Genomic DNA, 20117 nt, shown 5'->3' on the forward strand with positions numbered 1-20117 from the left:
GGGGCAAGTCCAGTAAACCGAAATTGGCGATGCCATGCTACCGCTAAAACGCTAGGGGGCATATCGTGCGGTTGTTGTATTTCTGCACTCAGGGGGGTGGGGATTCAATCTGCGCCTCCCGTTTTGAGACGGGCTGGCTTGACAGGCTGAGGTGCGCGGTCGATAGTTGATCCCATGAAATTTCGACGCATCATCACGAGCTTGCTGTTGTGGTTTGCCTTCTGGGCGCCTCTGCAGAATGCGCTGGCCGCTGCCGTTGTGCAGGGCTGCCCGATGATGACGCCGGCGTTCAGCCAGGGCTGGCAAACCCTCTGGGGCGAGGTGCCGCAGCATTCGGCCTGCCCCATGCACGACTCGATGGCTTCGGTGTCGTCGTCCGTCGATTCGGTGCTTCCCCACTTGATGACTTACCAATGTGCCGATGATCGTTGCAGTCATTGCAGTTGGTGCCTGTTGTTGGGGACGCCCGCCCTGCCGACTGTATTTCCCGCAGTGCCCGCTGCGCTTTCGCCTGTCGCATACCGGATTCCATCGTCCATCCTCCCGCGCGTAGCCCCTGTGTCCGCGCTGTTCCGCCCGCCGATTCTCTAACCCACGATCACTGAAACTCGCGTGCTGCAACGGGGTGACCGCTTGCTTTGCGCGCGGCTGTGCGTTGTGTGGTTGGAGTGCTGATCTATGCAATTCTTGATCGGAATGAGCCCCCTGCTGCGGGGGCGTGCCTGCCGTGACCGGCGGGTTGGCGGGGTGTTCACACTGCTTGTGTTTATCCCCTTGGTTTGGGCGAAGTTGGGGCTGGCGCAGCCGGTGGTGGCTGACCTCTCGTTGGCTGAGGTAAAGCAACGGGCGTTGCAGGTCGATGAGGGGGTGCGGGCGGCGGTTGATCGACATCAAGCCGCTGCAATCGCCGCGCCGGCGGCCGGAGAGTTGCCTGATCCGGTGTTGGCCGTGGGTTTGCAAAATGTCCCGCTGGATAATTTTTCGATGACCCGGCTGCCCACGACCATGGCGGGGGTGACGCTGACCCAGATGTTCCCGGCCGGGGATACGCTGGCCGAGCGGCAACGGGGCGCGGAGGCAGCGGCGCGGGTGGCGGACGCGACGGCGCATCTGACCCGTCGCGCCCTGGTGCGCACGGTGTCTGATGAATGGCTGAGTGTGTTTGCCGCCGAGCGCGCCCTGCATTTGCTGGACGAGCAGCAGGCGTTGCTGGATCGTTGGGAAGGCAGTGCCCAGACCGGTTATAGCGCGGGTCGCGTGTCGGCGTCGGATCTGGTCGATCTGAGGGTGCGTCTGGCGAAGCTCAGCGATCAGCGACAGCAGTTACTCGGGCAAGCCGAGGCGGCACGGGCGCGTCTGGCGCGTTGGCTGGGTGCGCGGGCACAAGCACCTTGGCCGACGACTTTGCCGACCGAATTGATGCAGACCCCTCACGGCGCGGTGGAAGATCAGCCGAGCCTGCGGGTGTTGCGGGATCAGGTGCAGGTGGCGCGATCGGCCGTTGGTGAGGCCAGAGCAGCGCTGTCACCGGAAATTGGTGTCTCGCTGGGCTACGGCATCAATGCCGGCACGATGCCGAATACGGCTTCGGTTGGGATATCAATCAGTTTGCCGCTGTTTGCCGGGGATCGGCAGTTGCCGAAACTGCGTGCGGCGCAGCGACAACTCGGTGCGGCGCAGTTGGCGCTGGATGAACAAGCGGCGCAATTAACCGCGCAGCAGCAGGCATTACAGGCCTCGGTGCAGAGTGCCTCCGCTCGATTGGACAATTACGACAAACGCATCCTGCCCGCGTTGCAGCGCATCGCGACGCTGGCACAAAACCAGTTTGCGGCAGGCAATGGGGATTTTGCGGCGGTCATCAAGGCGCAGGAGGCATTGATCGATGCCCAGCAAGCTCGGCTCGATGTGTTGGTGGATCGTGCCCGGCAACTGATTGATCTGAATTATCTTCTGGAGGCTGCGTGATGAAATCTTCGACACATACTCTGCGTTCGTTCACGCGCGTTGCGACGATCACCTTGGGTGCCGTGAGTTATGTCTTGCTGCCGATGCAGGCCGTAGCCGATGCGTCGCCCGCCGTCGCTCGTCCGTCTGCGCCTGATGCAGGCGGGGATCATGCCGGGCACGATCATGCCGCCTTGCCTGCGGCGACTGCCCCGCAGGCTGCTGGCGCAGCGAACGAGGTCACGCTTTACACCTGTCCGATGCATCCGCAGATCGTGGAGGATCATCCGGGACAGTGCCCGATTTGCGGGATGGATCTCGTGCCGAAACTGTTTCCCTCCGGTACGCGGCTCACGGCCGGGGCGGATGCCGGTCGGGTGGTGACCGCCGCCGGTTCGCCGCCGCCGGTTGTGGCTCCGACGGCGCCTGTTTTGCCGTCCGTGGCGGTGGCACCGCAGACACTCAAGTGGATGAATGTGGTGCTGGCGAAGGCGAGCTGGCGCAGGCTCGATCAAACCATCCGTACGGTGGGGCTGGTCTCGTTGGATGAAAACCGGGTGGTGCATGTGCATCCGCGGGGCAGCGGTTGGGTCGAATCGTTGGCGGTGCGGGCGGTGGGGGATCCGGTCAAGCGGGGGCAGGTGCTGCTGTCGTATTACTCGCCGGAGCTGGTGGCTGCGCAAAAGGATTTCGTGGTGGCGCAGAACAGCGGCATGACGGCGTTGAAGGAATCCTCACGGGAGCGTTTGCGGCTGCTCGATTTTTCCGACGCGCAGATTGAGCGTTTGGCAAAAACTGGGCAGGTGCAGCGGACGGTGCCGATCGTGGCACCGCAGGACGGGTATATTTCGGCGCTGACGCTGCGGGACGGCATGTATATCCAGCCCAGCATGGATTTGTTCACGATTGCCGATGATCGGCGCATTTGGGTGCAGGTTCAGGTGTTGGTGCAGGATATGTCCCGGGTGGCCGTCGGGCAATCGGCGGAGATGACGATCGATGGCCTGCCGGGCAAGACCTGGCGCGGGCGGGTCGATTTCATTTATCCGGCGCTCGATCCTGTGACGCGCACCTTGCAGGTTCGCCTGGTGTTCGATAACCCCGAGGGGCTGCTCAAGCCCAATCAGTTCGCCAATATCACCCTCAATCAGCCCACGGCGGGTGAGGTGCTGACGGTGCCCACCACGGCGATCATTCCCGCGCCGGATGGCGCTCGGGTGGTGCGTCGCAATCCAGACGGCAGTTTGCAGCCGGTGTGGGTGAAAACCGGGGTCTCCGCGGGCGGCTATACCGAAATCCTGTCGGGGCTCAAACCGGATGAAGCGGTGGTTGCTTCGGGGCAGTTCCTGATCGATTCGGAAAGTAACCTGCTTGCCTCGTTCGACCGGATGACGGGCACGGCGCATCCCTCGGGCGAACACGCCCAGCATGGGCAGTGAGGGCGAATCATGTTGAATCATTTGATTGATCTCTCGATTCGGAACCGGGTGCTGGTGCTGCTTTTATCGGCCATTCTCGCGGTGGTCGGCTGGTTTGCCTGGCAAGCGACGCCGCTGGATGCAATTCCTGATCTCTCGGACACCCAGGTCATCATCAAGACCGCCTATCCCGGCCAATCGCCGCAGGTGGTGCAGGATCAGGTGACCTATCCCTTGACCACGGCGCTGTTGGGGGTGCCCGGTTCCACGGCGGTGCGCGGGTTTTCGTTCTACGGGGATTCCTATGTTTATGTGACCTTCCGGGATGGCACGAACCTGTATTGGGCGCGTTCGCGGGTATTGGAATATCTCAATCAGGCGGCCGCCAGTTTGCCGGCTGGCGTGAGCCCGCAGTTGGGGCCGGATGCCACAGGGGTTGGCTGGGTGTATGAATATGCCTTGACCGATCCGACAGGAAAGCATGATCTGGAGTCGCTCACGACGCTGCAGAACTGGTTCTTGAAATTCCAGTTGCAATCCGTGCCGGGCGTGGCCGAGGTTGCGACGGTCGGCGGCATGGTGCGGGAATATCAGATTGTGGTTGATCCGAACCGGCTGCGGGCGTTTGGGATTTCGCTCGATACCCTGCGCAAGGCCGTGGCCGAGGCGAACCGCGAGGTCGGTGGCGGCGTGGTCGAACTGGGGGGCGCCGAGTATATGGTGACCAGCCGGGGCTACCTGCACAGCGTGCAGGACATCGAACAAGTGCCGGTCGGCGTGAGCAAATCCGGCACGCCGATTCTGGTGCGCGATTTAGGCACGGTGCGCCTAGGGCCAGCGCCGCGGCGGGGCGTGGCCGATTTAGATGGCAAGGGCGAAGTGGTCGGCGGCATCATCGTGATGCGCCAGGGCGAAAATGCCCGGGCGGTGATTACGGCGGTCAAGCAAAAGCTCGCGCATCTCAAGCCCAGCTTGCCGGCGGGCGTGGAGATCGTGCCGGTTTATGACCGTTCGGGCGTGATCGACCGGGCGGTCGAAAACCTGCAACACAAGCTGCTGGAAGAGTTTCTGGTGGTGGCGCTGGTCTGCATCGTATTTCTGTGGCACTGGCGTTCCGCGCTGGTCGCCATCATCAGCCTGCCGCTGGGGGTGCTGACGGCGTTCATCGTCATGCATGCGCAGGGCATCAACGCCAACATCATGTCCTTAGGGGGGATTGCCATTGCCATCGGCGCGATGGTGGATGCGGCTATCGTGCTGATCGAGAACCTGCACCGGCATTTGGCGCAGTGGCAGGAACAACAGGGCGAGCCGCCGCAGGGTGAGGCGCATTGGCGCTTGGTGGCGGAATCCGCGCGAGAGGTCGGGCCGGCGCTGTTTTTTTCCTTGCTGATCATCACGCTGTCGTTTCTGCCCGTGTTCACCCTGCAAGCGCAGGAAGGGCGGATGTTCGCCCCGCTGGCCTTTACCAAAACCTATGCGATGGCGGCGGCGGCGGGTCTGGCCGTGACCCTCGTGCCGGTGCTGATGGGCTATTTCATCCGGGGGCGGATCGCGCCGGAAGAACGCAACCCGCTGAATCGCTGGCTGATTGCGGGCTATCGTCCGCTGCTCAATGCGGCGTTGCGCTGGCCGAAAGGGGTGTTGGCGCTGGCGTTGGTGGCCGTGTTGACGGGCGTTTTGCCGCTGGCGGGTGTGGGCGGGTATCTCGCGCCGCTCGGCTGGGTTGGCACCAGCGCCTGGCAGTTGCGGGTGGCCAGTTGGCAGCAGCAGGCCGAACACGGCTGGCAGCGGGTATTTGCCGGGTGGCCGCATCTGGCTGCCCTCGGGCGCGGGCTCGGTCGTGAATTCATGCCGACGCTCGATGAGGGGGATTTGCTGTATATGCCCACGACATCGCCCGGCTTGTCGATTGGCGAGGCGCGGTTGCTGCTGCAGCAGGTCGATGCGCTGATCGCCAGTGAACCGGTGGTGAAATCGGTATTTGGCAAAGTGGGGCGGGCGCAGACCGCCACCGATCCCGCGCCGATGACGATGATCGAAACCACGATCCAGCTCAAGCCACGCAGCGAGTGGCCGGCCGGGTGGACGCTGCACACCTTGATCGAGCATTTGAATGCCAAAATCCAGTTTCCCAATCTGAATAACGCCTGGGTCATGCCGATCAAGACGCGGATCGATATGCAGACCACCGGCATCCAGACGCCGATCGGCGCCAAAATCACCGGGCCGGATCTTTCGGAAATCAACCGGATCGGCGAGGCCGTGGCGGCGGTGCTGCAAACCCTGCCCGGCACCCGCACCGCCTATGCCGAACAAACCACGGGTGGGCGCTATATCGAGATCGTGCCCGATCGGCTCAAGGCGGCGCGCTTCGGCTTGAATGTCGGGCAGGTACAAGACCTCATCAGCTCGGCGGTGGGTGGCGTCGAGATCACCCAGACGGTCGAAGGGTTGGCGCGGTTTCCCGTCAGTATTCGCTATCCGCGCGCCGATCGGGACAGCGTGGCCAAGTTAGAACAACTGCCGATGGTGACCCCGGCGGGCGCGACTGTAGCCTTGGGCGAAATCGCCCGGATTGCCATCACCGACGGGCCGCCGATGATCCGCTCCGAAGATGGCCGCCCGGCGGGGTTCGTGTTTGTGACCACGCAAGGGATTGATCTGGCGCAGTATGTCGAAGCCGCGCGGCGCGCCATCGAGGCCAAGGTCAAACTGCCACCCGGCTACGCAATTGGCTGGGCGGGACAATATCAGTACCTGCAACGCGCCAGCGAGCGGTTGGCGCAGGTGGTGCCATTGACGCTGGCCATCATTTTCATCCTGCTCTATTTGATCTTCCGCGAGATCGGCAAAGCCTTGCTCATCATGTTCACCCTGCCGTTTGCCCTGGTCGGCGGCTTCTGGCTGCTGTGGGCGCTGGGCTTTGAATGGTCGATTGCCGTGGCCGTCGGCTTCATCGCCCTGGCCGGGGTGGCAGCGGAATTCGGGGTGGTGATGCTGCTCTATCTCGATCACGCTATCGCGCGCCGCCAGGCCGACGGGCGGCTCAACACCCGATCGGATCTTGCGGCCGCCCTGCGCGAAGGGGCGGTTCTGCGGGTGCGTCCCAAAGCCATGACCGTGGCGGTGATTCTGGCCGGGCTGATTCCGATTCTGATCGGCCACGGCACCGGCTCGGAAGTGATGAGCCGGATTGCCGCCCCGATGATCGGCGGCATGATCACCGCGCCGCTGCTGTCGATGTTCCTGCTACCGACCGCCTACTGGCTTTGGTACCGAAGGCGGTTGTCAGCGGCGTGAGACGCGAGCCAGCTATGCTGGAAACCTGATTCACGCCGTTTTCCTCAGGGAAACTTCTGAATAAATTCATCCGTGGGTTTATTCAGTAAACCCTGTCGCGGCGGGCTGACGCCCGCTTCGCGCCATTGACTACCTGTTGCTCTTGAATGCAATAGGAAACTTGGTTTGAATGGGGCGCATGGCATCCCGCATGCCGTTCTACTTGAACTGGTTGATAGATAAACAAGTTCACCTTGAAGGCGAAATCAAAAAACTGGTGAGTCTTTGCCTCCCAAGTCCTCACTGAGGAATTAAATCAACGCGAAAGTGATTTAGTTGCGATTTATCGCACCCTCAGGCTCCACAAAGTTCCTATGAACGGGATCACCCCCCCTGTTATACTCGGCTCTGGCGACTGTCAATTACCATGCTACTTCAAATCCTGCTTATTCTCAGCTTCTTCATCTATAGCCAAGGCGGAAGACCATTAGTAATGAAAAAGACAACACCTTTAAATCGCCGTTTACGCTCGAAATAACAAGGATCTTACTGTTTTGCTACAGGCATTATTAGATTTTATTCTGCATCTGGATCGCCATCTGATCCAGTTACTGGCCGATTATGGCTCATGGACTTATGGCATTCTATTCCTGATTGTGCTTATGGAAACGGGTTTGGTGGTCACTCCATTTTTACCCGGTGACTCGCTGCTGTTTGTGGCAGGTACACTGGCTGCAGGCGGCGGCATGGACATCTGGCTGCTATTCGGACTGCTGGCGAGCGCGGCGATTTTGGGGGATGCGCTGAATTTCTGGATCGGTCGACTGTTGGGTGAGCGAGCCTACAAACTGCCCGATAACCGTTGGTTCAAGCAGGCATATTTAAGTAAAACTCATGATTTCTATGAGCGTCATGGTGGCAAAACGATCATTATTGCCCGCTTTATTCCCATTCTGCGCACTTTTGCACCCTTTGTGGCCGGGGTGGGACGCATGAGCTACCTGCGGTTTGCGGCATTCAATGTGGTCGGCGGCATTCTCTGGGTAGCCAGTTTTCTGGCGGCCGGTTATTTCTTCGGTAATATTCCGGCTGTAAAGCAGAATCTTACGCTGGTGATTTTTGGCATCATTATCCTGTCGACCATGCCTGGGATCCTCACCTATTTACGGCATAAAACAGGAAAACGCTGAATAAATCTATTCCTTGATTTATTCAGCAAGATGGATCGTGGTCACGCCCGCGACGGCCTGCTAATGCACGCTGAGATTCCAGAGCGCCGAGCCCGAAGCCGAGCAGCAGCAAGGCGCCCTGTGCCGCGCTCCCGGCGGATAGTGTCCAGACAGCCGGATTGCCGCCCCGATGATTGGCGGCATGATCACTGCGCCGCTGCTGTCGATGCTCCTGCTACCGACCGCCTACTGGCTTTGGTACCGAAGGCGGTTGCCATCGGCGGGTCAACCGTGACGGTCACGGGAGCTTGTGGCAAGATGCATCTCATGACCTGCCTGCCCGATGACATCCAGCAATTATATGAAGTGCATAATTTCCGCCACGCGGCAGAGATTATGTGCGCCAGTTGTCCGCATGAGCTGGAGGAACTGATGATGGCATTGCGCACATTCCGGCTGACGACAGCCGACATCCTCAAACCCGGCGGCAATGAATCGACCATTCCCCAGCGAGTTTCTGACCTGTTGTGCCCACACGGTTGGCTCGAAACCCGGATCAAGGGGGATTTGGTTATTCGAATGACTCGCCACGGCGAAACCACCCAAGAGAATGAACTCACCATTGAGGACTATTTGGACGGGCACAAGGTGGATTATGTGAAAAACCGGGTCGCCTTTGATCTCGAATGGAACAGCAAGGACCTGGATGGGTAAGTTGTTGTACCGGATGCGGGCGAATCGAAATGGCGGTTGCCCGGTGCTCGTGCTGGGTATCACGCCGAAGCTGATCGAGGATTGGGCTCCATGAATGAGTCGCATGTGCGGGAATCGGCTGCCGCCGAAGATTTGCGGGCGCGGTGCGCCGGTCAAACCTTTTCGACGGTACTTGCCGACCCGCCTTGGCAGTTCCAGAATCGCACCGGCAAGGTGGCGCCTGAGCACAAGCGCCTGAACCGCTATGGTACGATGACGCTTGATGAAATCAAGGCGTTACCTGTGGTCGAAGTGGTTGCTGATCCGGCGCATCTGTATCTTTGGGTGCCGAATGCACTCCTGCCGGAAGGACTGGCGGTCATGGCGGCCTGGGGGTTTCAATACAAGACAAACATCGTCTGGCACAAAGTACGCAAGGATGGCGAACCGGATGGGCGTGGGGTTGGTTTCTACTTCCGTAAAACCACGGAATTATTGCTGTTTGGTGTGCGTGGCAAGCATGCCTGAACCCTCCCGCCGGGGCGGAGCCAGGTGAATATCCTCAAAACCATGAAGCGCGAGCATTCCCGCAAGCCGGATGAGCAGTATTCGTTGATTCAGTCCTGTAGCCCCGGCCCTTATCTCGAACTGTTTGCGCGCGGTGCTGGCCGGGCTGGACGGCCTGGGGGAACCAGGCCGAAGCCTATTCCCCGACCTGGGATACCTATGCCAATCACTCGCAACGCGCCGAGGCGGCTGTGGCTTTACGGTTGCCGGGGCTTTGATCACAAGTCAACCGACCTGAATATTCCAGATGGCCGAGCCAATGGTGTAGAGGCCAAAGCCGGTCACTGCCGCGCCCGCCAGCCAGCGGACGGTGGGCTGCCGGGTGAATGCGGCGATCTGGGCGGCAAAGGTGCCCATGGCCAACAGGTTGGGCAGCGTGCCGAGCCCGAAGCCGAGCAGCAGCAAGGCGCCCTGTGCCGCGCTCCCGGCGGATAACGCCCAGATCAACACGCTGTAGACCAGTCCGCAGGGCAGCCAGCCCCACACGAGGCCGAGGAGTAGTGCTTGCCGGGGCGTTTTCACCGGCATGAAGCGACGGCCGATGGGTTCGATCCAGCGCCAGAGGCGGCTGCCCAGGCGTTCGATACGGGTGAGACCAAACCACCAGCCGCCGACATACAGCCCCATCAGCACCATAAAGCCCCCGGCGATAATGAGCAGGATGAGTTGGGTGTGTTGTAGCGGCACGAGGGATAGGCCGAGGCTGCCAATCAGCCCGGCCAGCGCCCCGGCCAGCACATAGGCGCTGATGCGGGCGAGGTTGTAGGCCAGCAGATAGGGGATGAGTTGGCTGAACCGTTCGCGCCGTTCGGCGGGTAGCCCAAAGGTCAGGGCGCCGACGATGCCGCCACACATGCCGATGCAATGAACGCCGCCGAAGAACCCCACCAGCAGCGCGGCAAAAAAACTCATATCGACCGGCATGAATCTGCTCCAGAATCGTTGGAAGGCTTGATTGTACCGGGCGGATCGCCAAAACTGCCGCCATGAATGAAACCCCTGCCGTCCCCTCCTCGCCGAATGCGGCCGAAGTCCTCGCGTTTTTGCGCGCGCATCTGCCGGAATTGCCCTGGATCGACCAGCCCGCACTGTCCCGACGGCTGCAGACCGCGGAACGGGCGTTGGGGCGGGGCGAATCCATCGAGGAACCGCTTTCGGCGCTGGTGACGGCGTTCGAGCAGTCCGCCGCCCTGCTGTCTGCCCGGCGATCGGCGGCCTGTGTGATCGAGTATCCGCCGGCCTTGCCCGTCAGTGCCCACCCGGCGGAGATCAAGGCGTTGATCGCGCGGGAGCCGGTGGTCATCGTCGCCGGGGAGACGGGTTCCGGCAAAACCACGCAATTGCCGAAAATGCTGTTGGAGCTCGGTTTCGGGGTGAAAGGGCAGATCGGCCACACCCAGCCCCGGCGGATTGCGGCGCGCAATGTGGCCAGCCGCCTGGCGGAAGAGCTGCACGCCGAGGGTTCGGGGGTGGTCGGCTATAAAGTGCGCTTTGCCGATCAGACCCGGCCACAGTCGCGGGTGGTGGTGATGACCGATGGCATCCTGCTGGCCGAATTGCACCGCGATCCCGATTTGCTGCGTTATGACGCCTTGATTATCGACGAGGCGCACGAGCGCAGTTTGAACATCGATTTTCTGCTGGGTGTCGTGCGGCGGTTGCTGGATCGGCGACCGGAATTCCGGCTGGTGATTACCTCGGCTACCATCGATACCGATCGGTTCGCGGCGCATTTTGCCCGAGTGGATGCGCGTGGCGAGCGTCGTCCGGCACCCGTCGTCACCGTGCCGGGACGAAGCTTCCCGGTCGAGATTCGGTATCGTCCGCCCGCCGAATTATGGGCGAATGAAGAGGAGGGCGATCTGGCCGCGGCAGTGGCGGCAGTCGTGGAAGAGTGGGCGGCCGAACGACCTGCGGCGGCGGGCGGGGATGTGCTGGTGTTTTTGCCGGGGGAGCGGGAGATTCGCGAATGCGCCGACCGGCTTGCCCGACACGGTTTGCGGCATACCGAAATTCTGCCGCTCTATGCGCGGCTGTCGGCGGCGGAACAGCAAAAGGTGTTCGCGCCCCACACCGGGCGGCGCATCATTTTGAGTACCAATGTGGCCGAAACCTCGTTGACCGTGCCGGGGATCGTGTGTGTGATCGATGCCGGGCTGGCGCGGGTGGCGCGTTACAGCCCCCGTTCGCGGGTGCAGAAACTGGGCATCGAACCGATTTCGCAGGCGTCCGCCAATCAGCGCGCCGGCCGCTGTGGCCGGGTGGCGCCGGGGGTGTGTATCCGCTTGTATGCGGCCGAAGATTTTGCCGGTCGCCCCCAGTTCACCGACCCGGAGATTCTGCGCACCAACCTCGCCTCGGTGGTGCTGCGGCTGATCGATCTGCGTTTGGGTGAGCCCGAATCCTTCCCATTTATCGAGCCGCCGGATTCGCGTCAGTTGGCCGGAGCGCGGCGCCTGTTATTTGAACTCGGCGCGCTGGATGAGCGGCAGCGCATAACCGCGCTGGGGCGGCAGCTCGCCCGTTTGCCGATCGACCCCACACTCGGGCGCATGGTGCTGGCGGCGCTGGCGAAGGATGCGGCAACGGCGATCGATGTGCTGATCGTGGTGGCGTTTTTGTCGATCCAAGATCCCCGGGAACGACCAGCCGAGCAGGCACCGCGGGCCGACGAAGCCCATGCCCGGTTCCGGGTGGCCGACTCGGATTTCGCCAGTGTGCTGGCATTGTGGTCGGCCTGGCATGCGGTCGTTCGGCATGAAAGCCAGCGTCAGCGCCGCGCGTGGGCGAAGCAGCATTTCCTGTCCTACAACCGCCTGCTCGAATGGCACGATCTGTTCGGGCAATTGCGGCAGGCGGCGGATGAACTGGGCGCGCAGCGCCTGCCGGACCCGCCGCCGTTTGCGCCCGATCCCGCGCAGCCTGAGGCGCTCGATGCCCGGGTGGAGGCCCTGCATCAGGCGATGCTGCCGGGCTTGCTCGCGCACATCGCCCTGCGGGATGAAGCGAGCCGACACGATAAACACCCGCCGAAGGACAGCGCCGATGCCCGGGGTAAGAAGCAGCGCACGCCCACGGTGTACTTAGGCGCGAATCAACGCAAATTGCAGATTTTTCCGGGTTCCGCGCTGGCGAAAACGCAACCCAAGTGGTTGATGAGCGCAGAAATCGTCGAAACGGCGCGGGTATATGCCCGCATGAATGCCGCCATCAATCCGCGCTGGATCGAACCGCTCGCCGCGCATCTGACCACGCGCGAATACAGCGAGCCGCATTGGGATGCGTCCAGTGGCCGGGTGGTGGCCTTCGAAACGGTACGGCTGTTTGGTTTGCCGATCGTAACCAAGCGGCGGGTGGATTTTGGCCGGATCGATGCTCTGGCCGCACGGGAACTGTTCATCCGGGCGGCGCTGGTCGGCGGCGAAGTGCAGCAGACCTGGGATTTCCTGAAAAAAAACCAGGCGCTGATCGACGGGATCCGCGAGCTGGAGGCGCGCAACCGGCGGCCGGACTTATTGATTGACGACCAAACCCTGATGGATTTCTACCAGGCGCGTCTGCCAGCTGGCGTGTATGACGCGCTGACCCTGTCCCGTTGGTTGAAGACGGCGCCAGCCGATGCGCTCTTCATGACCGAAGCCGATGCACTCACCCGCGATCCGCTGGTGCGCGATCCGGCAGGATTTCCCGATCGGCTGACCATGGGCGCCTTGAGCCTGCCGCTGGCCTATCACTTCGCGCCGGGCAGCCCGGACGATGGGGTGACACTGCGGTTTCCACTGGCGGCACTCGCGCAGATCGATGCCGCGCGCGGCAGTTTTTTGATTCCCGGCTTGCTGCGGGAAAAGATCGAAGCCCTGATTCGCAGCCTGCCCAAGGCCGATCGGCGGCATTTCGTGCCCGCGCCCGAGTTTGCCGCAGCGGTGGCCGAAAGGGTCGTGCCGAGCGAAGGCGGGCTCACGGCGCAGGTGGCGAGCGTGCTTTCGCGCATGACCGGCCATCGCCTGGCTGAGGACGCCTTCGATGAACGAAAGCTCGAACCGCACTTGCGGCTGCGGTATGCGGTGATCGATGAGGCGGGGCAGGAGACGGATGCGGATCGGGATCTCGCGGCGCTGATTGCTCGCCATGCCGAGGCCGCAGAACGCGCATTTGCCGAACGCACCCGGCATCGGATCGAGCACGCGCAGTTCACCGGTTGGACGCTCGATGTGTTGCCGGAATCCTTGCCCGTCGAGGAATTGGGAGCGCGGCTCACCGCCTACCCGGCCTTGGTCGATCAGGGAGAGGCCGTGGCCGTACGGTTGCTCGATACCCCGGCGCGGGCGGCGTATGCCCATCGCGCGGGGGTCACGCGCCTCTTGTTGCTGGCCTTGCCGGAACTGGTGCGGCACCTGGGGCAAATGCTGAAACAGGATCGAACGCTGGATGCCGCGCGGTTGCACTATGGCCAGTGGCCGGTGCGCCCCTTGCCCGAGTTCGGTCTGGTATTGCCCGCCCGACGGGATGCCGCGCTCGATTTTGAAGTGATCGCGCGCAGTGTGGCCGAATTGGCGGTGGATGAGCAGCCGTTGGTGCGCGATGCCGCGACCTTTGCCGAGCGGGTCGAGCGGTTGCGCCCGGCCTTGGCCGATGCCGTGATGGCGCGCGCCGAGGCCGTGCGGTTGCGCTGGGCGGCGCATCAAAAGTTGCGGCAGCAAATCAAAGGCCGGTTGCCGTTGTCGCATATCGAAGCCGCCCGTGAGATTGCCGAGCAATGCGATGCGCTGTTCTATCCCGGCATGATCTGGTTCGGCAGCGCGGCGCTGTTTCAGGAACTGCCGCGCTATCTCGCGGCGGCGGAAAAACGGTTGGAGAAGATCGATCGGCACCCCGAACGCGACCGGATGCTGCGCGTCGGTTTCATGCCGACTGCGGCGGCGGTCTATCAGCGCTGGGCGGCGGTCGGCCGTTGTGGCACGGAGTTCCTGTGGCTGCAAACGATCCTCTGGATGCTGGAAGAGGCGCGGATTGCGCAGTTCGTGCAAGAGATGGCGCGTAAGGGCGCCCCCACCCTCAAAGACCTGAGCGAGGCATTGAAATGACATCGCGCGAATTGATTCTGTTGATGACCACCCTACCGGATACCGCCAGCGCCGAGCGCATCGCCGCAACGCTCGTCGAACAGAAACTCGCCGCCTGTGTGCAGATCCTGCCGCCGGGGCAATCGATTTATGAATGGGGCGGGCAGGTGACGCGCGCGGAAGAATGCCTGCTGCTGGTCAAAACGCTGCTGAGCCATCAGGAGCGCGCCGTGGCTGCCTTACTGGCCGCGCATCCGTATCAGTTGCCCGAGTTGATTGGCATGCGGCCAGACTATGTCTCGCCCGCTTATCAGGATTGGGTGGCGCAAACCCTGGCGGCGGTGTAATTTCTGCTCATCCAAGGTCGGCAGGGGGGCAGGGGATGAATCAATACCAACAACATAGAACCATTGCCAAGGCCGTCGCCCGATGCTGCGGGCTGTGGCTCATCGGCCTGCCCGCGCTGGCTGCCTATGCCGATCAGGCCACGGTGTATCAATGTCAGGGCAAGAACGGGGTCACGATTTTTTCTGGCACACCCTGTGGGACGAACGCGCAGGAAAAAGTGATCGACGCGCCGAATGCCGGCACGGGGAGCGACAAACAGGGCATCAATTCCCTCGCCAAACAATACGACAAGCGTCAGGCGGACGAGCGAAAAGCCGCAGAAAAAGCCGCCGAACGCGCCGCCAGGCAGCACCCGCCCGCCCCGCGGGTCGAGCAGAAAACGGTGATCGAAAATCAGGTGATCGGTGAGGTGCCGTACTACGACCGCCATCCTGGGTATCGTCCACCGCACTACCGGCCGCATCCGCCCACGCCGCCACCGGTGCAGTACGAATACAAGAATCCGGGGATTTCCGGGCAGTTTCCGGGCGGGGCACCGGGGTCGAGTGGCTCGAACTGGAAGCCGGTGACGCCGCCCAAGCCCTGATCCGCGCGGGGTTCTGTTGGGCTATTCGTCCGCCGCCTTCGGGGCGAAGTCGGCCAGCCAGGCGGCGAAGGCGTCGAGTTCCGGTAGCTGCGCCAGCGCTTTCTGTAAATGTCGCCAGGTGAGCGGAATGTCTTTGAGGTAGCCGTGCTTACCGTCGCGTTGGCTTAAGCGGGTGAAGATGCCCAGCACCTTCAGATGTCGTTGCACGGCGACCCAGGCAAAGTCCTGCCGAAATCCGGAGAGCGTTTGACCGGCGCGCAGCGGGGGTGGTAAGGCATCCCAGAACGCTGCCTGCATCGATTCGACCAAAGGTTCCGGCCAGTCGATATAGCTATCGCGCAGCAGTGAAACGAGGTCGTAGGCCAGCGGGCCTTTGACGGCGTCCTGAAAATCAATAGTGACGAGGCGACCGCCGTGTTCATGCACCATCAGGTTGCGGCTGTGATAATCGCGGTGCACGAACACCTGGGGTTGCTCGATCAGCCGGGCGCTGATGCGATCCCGCCAGGCGATCCACTGCGCTCGATCTGCCGCCGTCATCGTGCGGATCGCTGGCTGCGCGGCATACCAGTCGGCGAATAAATCCATTTCCTGATTGAGCCGTCCGGCGTCGAAAGCGGGCAGGTTCCGGGTGTCGGCACCTGCAATCACTGGCAGCCAGCGCACCGCTTCTGCCAGTTTTTCCTCGACCGCACGCACGGCATGACCGTGTCGCCACTGAAACAGGGTGCAGTCGCCCAAGTCTTCGAGTAACAGAAAGCCGTTGTGCAGATCGACCGCGCCGCGTTGTGGCACCGGCACACCAGCCGCTTCCAGCCGCTCGGCCACCTGCAGAAATGGCGCAATGGCCTCTCCGGGTGGGGGCGCGTCCATGACGATTTGCGTGCGATGATCCGGCAGGGTGATGCGCCAATAGCGGCGGGCACTGGCATCACTACTGGCCAGTTCCGGCGGTTTGGCCAACGAGGGCGCCGCTTGGGCGAGAAAGGCGGTCAGCGCGGGAGCGCGGGGGTCCGTGGCGTAGGCATTCGGCGCGGGCATGGTGTCCGTCAAGTGACCTCAGAAGGCATCAGGATAGCGGGATTCCCTTGGGATGGGGAAATGCTGGCATTGGAATTTTTTTTGGCTAAAATAACTAATGTATCTATAAATATTTTATGGGGGGTGCGGTGATGGCCATTTTTAGGCAGTTGTTCGATGACGCGACTTCGACCTTTACTTATTTGATTGCCGATGAAAACACCCGATCGGCGTTGTTGATCGATCCGGTGCATGAGCAATACGCACGGGATCGGGCAGTGCTCGACGCGCTAGGTTTGACTTTGAAATATGTGCTGGAAACGCATGTGCATGCGGATCACATCACGGGCGGTGGTCGGCTTCGGCATGAAACCGCCGCGCAATTCGTCGCCGGCAAGGGCACCGGGCTCAGTTGCGCGGATCGCCTGATCGGCGATGGCGAGACGCTCACGATGGACAGCATCACCCTAGAGGCGATCGCCACGCCGGGGCATACCGACGGTTGCACGAGCTACCGCTGGAACGATCGGTTATTCACCGGCGACACTATTCTGATTGATGCCTGTGGCCGCACGGACTTCCAGCAAGGCTCGGCGGATCGTTTATATGACAGCATCCAGCGTTTGTTGTCCTTCCCCGAGGAAACTCTGATCTATCCCGGCCACGACTACAACGGCAAACGGGTGAGTTGCGTCGGCCAGGAAAAAGCGATCAATCCGTATATCGCCGGGCTGGATAAGGCCGCCTTTGTCGCCAAGATGCATGCGTTGAATTTGCCGAAGCCCAAGCGCATCGATGTGGCGGTTCCGGCCAATTCGCTGTGTGGCGGCGCGGATGTCGGTCGGGTGCCGGGCGAAACGGAGGCCGCATGAATTCGCCCCAAATTACCGTGATCGGCGCCGGGTTCGGCGCGGTGACCACGATTCGCCAGTTAAGAAAGCAGATGCCGCAGGCGCGCATCAGCCTGGTGGCGCCGGAGCCCACCCTGCAGTATTTCCCCAGCCTGATTTGGGTGCCGGCGAAAAAACGGAATCGGCATGACATCCTGGTGGATCTGCGTCCCTTGCTGGCGCGGCTGGAGGTGCAGTTCGTTCCCGGCCGCGTGGTGGGCGTGAGTGACGATGCGCGGCGGGTCACGGTGGCGCAAGGCGAGTCAGAAACGATCATCGAGAACGATGGGCTGGTCATCGCCAGCGGTGGGCGGTTCCTGAAAAAGCTGCCGGGGATCGAGTATGCGATTGCGGTCTGTGAGGGGATCGATGCCGCCGAGCAGATTCGTGACCGGCTGGCGGCCATGTCCGGAGGTACCCTCGCCTTTGGTTTTGGCACCAATCCGCATGAACCGGCGGCGGTTCGGGGTGGACCGATGTTCGAGCTGTTGTTCGGTATCGACCGGCTGCTGCGTCAGCAGGGGCGGCGCGATAAGTTCGAGCTGGTGTTCTTCAATGGCGCGGCGCGGCCGGGCAATCGGCTGGGCGAAAAGGCGGTCGATCATCTGTTGGCGCGCATGCAGCGGCTGGGGATCAAAACGCACCTCGGTGCCAAGCCGATCCGGTTCGAGGCGGATAAAGTGGTGACCGAATCCGGCGAATTCGCGGCGGATCTGATTTTGTTCATGCCCGGCATGACGGGGCCTGCCTGGTTGCCGCAGTCCCCCTTCCCCGTCTCGTCGGGCGGCATGATTCAGGCTGAAGCCACCACTGCGGTGCCGGGGTTCGAGCGGGTGTTCGTCGTGGGGGATTCTGGCAGTTATCCCGCCCCGGACTGGGCACCCAAACAGGCGCATATGGCCGATCTGATGGCGGTGGCGGCGGCGAAGAACTTGGCCGCGGCCTTCGCGGGGCGGCCGGTGCAGGCCACCTTCGAGTGGGAGCTGATCTGTGTGATGGATATGCTCGATCGGGCGGTTCTGGTGTTCCGCAATGCCCGTCGGCAGTTCATTTCGCCGCCTTGTCGTTTGCTGCATCTGGCCAAGCGGTTGTTTGAGTGGTGGTATTTGCGGCCGATCCGTTGAACCGTGCCCGATTAAGGACTTAACACGCACAACGCCGCATTCCCGTTAGAATGCGGCGTTTTTCATGCAAAAAATGAGGCGGCGGATATGAAAAGCTGTGGGCGAATGATCGTTCGATCACTCGGCTTGGCGCAGCGCCTGGATGGCATGACCGCGACACGCGGCTGCTGGCTGATCAGCGGCTCATTGTTCCTGTTGAGTAGCCTCGCGGTCGGGTTTGCGACGGCTCAGGGAGCAGATCCAGTGCGCCTGATCGTGACGCAAAGCCTGGTCGATGGGGTGGCCGATCTGGGTTTGCTCGGCTTGTATTTCGGGGGATTGCTGCGCTGGCGTGGCCTGCCGGGCGTGTCGTCCGTATTTCTGATGCTGACCGTCGCAGTGTTGGGTGTGCTGGGGTTTGTGCTAGCGGCGTTCTGGTGGCTGGCCGATGTACTGCATTTGCCGACGGATGCCGTGACGGGTGGCTATGCGGCCGCAATTTTATTGCTGTTTATGTGGAATGTGATGGCGGTGGGGCAACTCGCGCGCCAGGCATTGAATCTGTCGGCGCTGATGGGGCTCTTGGTTTCGCTGGGCTATTTCATTCTGTCCGGCGTACTGATTGCGGCGCTCAATTTATGGCTGTGGCCGGGGCAAGCATGAGTCGGAAAATTCATATTATGGGAATCGCGGGCACCTTTATGGGGTCGCTGGCGCAGTTGGCGCAAGCGATGGGCTACGAAGTCTCGGGGCGGGATCAGGCGATCTATCCGCCGATGAGTACCCAGTTGGCAAATGCCGGGATCGCCGTGCAAACCGACATGAATGCCCCCTTGCCGCCGGATGCCGAAATCATCGTCGGCAATGTCATGCGTCGAGACATGCCGGTCATCGATGAATTGCTCAGCAGCGGGCGGCGGTATCGTTCGGGCCCCCAGTGGCTGGGTGAGGAGATTCTGCGCGAGAAATTCGTGCTGGCTGTCGCCGGAACACACGGCAAAACCACCACGAGTTCGATGCTGGCGCATATCCTGGAACGCGCCGGATTGGCGCCGGGCTTTTTGATTGGTGGCGTGCCCGCGAATTTTGGCGTCTCTGCCCGGCTGGGTGACACGCCGTTTTTTGTGATCGAGGCCGATGAGTACGACACGGCGTTTTTCGACAAGCGTTCCAAGTTTTTGCATTACCGGCCACGCGGCGTGGTGCTGAACAATCTGGAGTTTGATCACGCAGATATTTTCCCGGATTTGGCGGCGATCGAGCGACAGTTTGCGCATTTGTTGCGCCTGGTGCCCAATCAGGGTGTGGTGGTGGTCGCCGATCAGACCCCATCGCTGGAGCGGGTGTTGGCGCAGGGGGTCTGGTCGCCGGTCGAACGGTTTGGCACCGATGCCGGGGCGACACCGTGGCGGCTCGAGGGTCAGACGGTCTGGCTGGATGGCGCGCCCATGGGTGACCTGCCGAGCTCGATCATCGGGGCGCACAATCGGCTGAATGCTTTGGCGGCGCTGGCTTTGGCTCGCTTTGCCGGGGTGCCGCCCGCGATCGGCCTGACTGCACTGGCCGATTTTTCCGGCGTGGCGCGGCGGCTGGAAGTCCGCGGTTCTGTTGGGGGGGTGACGGTGTATGACGATTTCGCCCACCATCCCACCGCGATTGCGGCCACGATCGCCGCGCTGCGGGAGCGTATGTCGCCGGGCGGGGGACGGCTGGTGGCCGTGGTGGATCCACGATCCAACACCATGAAGGCCGGGGTTCATCAGCACGAGTTGGCGACGGCGCTGGCCGATGCCGATTGGGTGGTGTTTCATGCACCGCCCGCATTGCCCTGGTCACCGGCGGCGGTGTTGGCGCCGCTGGGTGAGCGGCTGGCGGTGGCGCCCACGGTGGAGGCGGTGCTGGCCGTGTTGCTGGCGGGGTTGCGCGCCGGGGATCAGGTGCTGATCATGAGCAACGGCAGTTTCGATGGTCTGCACGGGCGCTTGATCGACGCGCTGCAGGGGCGTTCCTGAGCCGTCAACCAGCGGCAAT

Annotated in this window: 15 protein-coding genes and 1 pseudogene; 14 read left to right on the forward strand and 2 right to left on the reverse strand. The window is 62.1% G+C overall.

Translation table 11 applies throughout. From position 1 onward, the window contains the following. Positions 1-174 precede the first annotated feature (174 nt). The 7 genes and pseudogenes from VOI35_RS01225 (at position 175) to VOI35_RS01255 (ending at position 9037) form a co-directional block, all read left to right on the forward strand. The gene (locus VOI35_RS01225) at positions 175-591 is read left to right on the forward strand and encodes a hypothetical protein (protein ID WP_407276091.1); all 417 of its coding nucleotides are present in this window, start codon (positions 175-177) and stop codon (positions 589-591) included. A gap of 87 nt (positions 592-678) precedes the next feature. Further along, complete coding sequence (locus VOI35_RS01230) at positions 679-1968, forward strand: TolC family protein (RefSeq protein ID WP_407276092.1); 1290 nt, start codon at positions 679-681, stop codon at positions 1966-1968. Continuing rightward, positions 1968-3386, forward strand: a complete 1419-nt coding sequence (locus VOI35_RS01235) for an efflux RND transporter periplasmic adaptor subunit (RefSeq protein ID WP_407276093.1) — start codon at positions 1968-1970, stop codon at positions 3384-3386. Before VOI35_RS01230 ends, VOI35_RS01235 begins: the two co-directional genes overlap by 1 nt. Positions 3387-3395: 9 nt before the next feature. Next, positions 3396-6668, forward strand: coding sequence for an efflux RND transporter permease subunit (locus VOI35_RS01240; protein WP_407276094.1), 3273 nt, complete (start codon positions 3396-3398; stop codon positions 6666-6668). Positions 6669-7201: 533 nt separating this feature from the next. Further along, entirely contained in the window at positions 7202-7837 is a 636-nt protein-coding gene (locus VOI35_RS01245) for a DedA family protein (RefSeq protein ID WP_407276095.1), read from the forward strand. A 414-nt stretch (positions 7838-8251) separates the two neighbouring features. After that, positions 8252-8624: pseudogene (locus tag VOI35_RS01250) on the forward strand (BglII/BstYI family type II restriction endonuclease). Next, entirely contained in the window at positions 8621-9037 is a 417-nt protein-coding gene (locus VOI35_RS01255; protein WP_407276096.1) for an MT-A70 family methyltransferase, read from the forward strand. Before VOI35_RS01250 ends, VOI35_RS01255 begins: the two are co-directional and overlap by 4 nt. A 264-nt stretch (positions 9038-9301) precedes the next feature. Here the strand turns inward: VOI35_RS01255 and VOI35_RS01260 are convergent, their stop codons facing one another. Beyond that, on the reverse strand, positions 9302-10000 hold the full coding sequence (locus VOI35_RS01260) for a sulfite exporter TauE/SafE family protein (RefSeq protein WP_407276097.1): 699 nt from the start codon (positions 9998-10000) through the stop codon (positions 9302-9304). Between the two features lie 62 nt (positions 10001-10062). Here VOI35_RS01260 and hrpA point away from each other — a divergent pair, with 62 nt between their 5' ends. From hrpA to VOI35_RS01275, 3 genes are read left to right on the forward strand one after another with little or no spacing between them, the layout of a single operon-like run. Continuing rightward, positions 10063-14160 carry an ATP-dependent RNA helicase HrpA gene (gene hrpA, locus VOI35_RS01265; RefSeq protein ID WP_407276098.1) on the forward strand — a complete coding sequence of 1366 codons (4098 nt, stop codon included), beginning with the start codon at positions 10063-10065 and terminating at the stop codon, positions 14158-14160. After that, positions 14157-14486 carry a divalent-cation tolerance protein CutA gene (gene cutA, locus VOI35_RS01270; protein ID WP_407276099.1) on the forward strand — a complete coding sequence of 110 codons (330 nt, stop codon included), beginning with the start codon at positions 14157-14159 and terminating at the stop codon, positions 14484-14486. Before hrpA ends, cutA begins: the two co-directional genes overlap by 4 nt. Before the next feature lie 35 nt (positions 14487-14521). Next, a complete protein-coding gene (locus VOI35_RS01275) occupies positions 14522-15073 on the forward strand; it encodes a DUF4124 domain-containing protein (protein WP_407276100.1) in 552 nt (183 codons plus the stop codon). A 21-nt stretch (positions 15074-15094) separates the two neighbouring features. Here VOI35_RS01275 and VOI35_RS01280 read toward each other — a convergent pair whose 3' ends face one another. Then, a complete protein-coding gene (locus tag VOI35_RS01280) occupies positions 15095-16126 on the reverse strand; it encodes an aminoglycoside phosphotransferase family protein (protein WP_407276101.1) in 1032 nt (343 codons plus the stop codon). A gap of 119 nt (positions 16127-16245) precedes the next feature. Here VOI35_RS01280 and VOI35_RS01285 point away from each other — a divergent pair, with 119 nt between their 5' ends. From VOI35_RS01285 to mpl, 4 genes are all read left to right on the forward strand, one after another. Next, positions 16246-16965, forward strand: a complete 720-nt coding sequence (locus tag VOI35_RS01285) for an MBL fold metallo-hydrolase (RefSeq protein ID WP_407276102.1) — start codon at positions 16246-16248, stop codon at positions 16963-16965. Continuing rightward, positions 16962-18107, forward strand: a complete 1146-nt coding sequence (locus VOI35_RS01290; RefSeq protein WP_407276103.1) for an NAD(P)/FAD-dependent oxidoreductase — start codon at positions 16962-16964, stop codon at positions 18105-18107. The genes VOI35_RS01285 and VOI35_RS01290 overlap by 4 nt, the downstream gene beginning before the upstream one ends. 105 nt (positions 18108-18212) lie before the next feature. Further along, a complete protein-coding gene (locus VOI35_RS01295) occupies positions 18213-18749 on the forward strand; it encodes a hypothetical protein (RefSeq protein ID WP_407276104.1) in 537 nt (178 codons plus the stop codon). Further along, positions 18746-20098, forward strand: coding sequence for a UDP-N-acetylmuramate:L-alanyl-gamma-D-glutamyl-meso-diaminopimelate ligase (mpl, locus tag VOI35_RS01300; protein ID WP_407276105.1), 1353 nt, complete (start codon positions 18746-18748; stop codon positions 20096-20098). Before VOI35_RS01295 ends, mpl begins: the two co-directional genes overlap by 4 nt. Positions 20099-20117 lie beyond the last annotated feature (19 nt).

Origin of the sequence: Halothiobacillus sp. DCM-1 (genome assembly GCF_045689735.1) — a bacterium.
Taxonomy (GTDB): domain Bacteria; phylum Pseudomonadota; class Gammaproteobacteria; order Halothiobacillales; family Halothiobacillaceae; genus Halothiobacillus.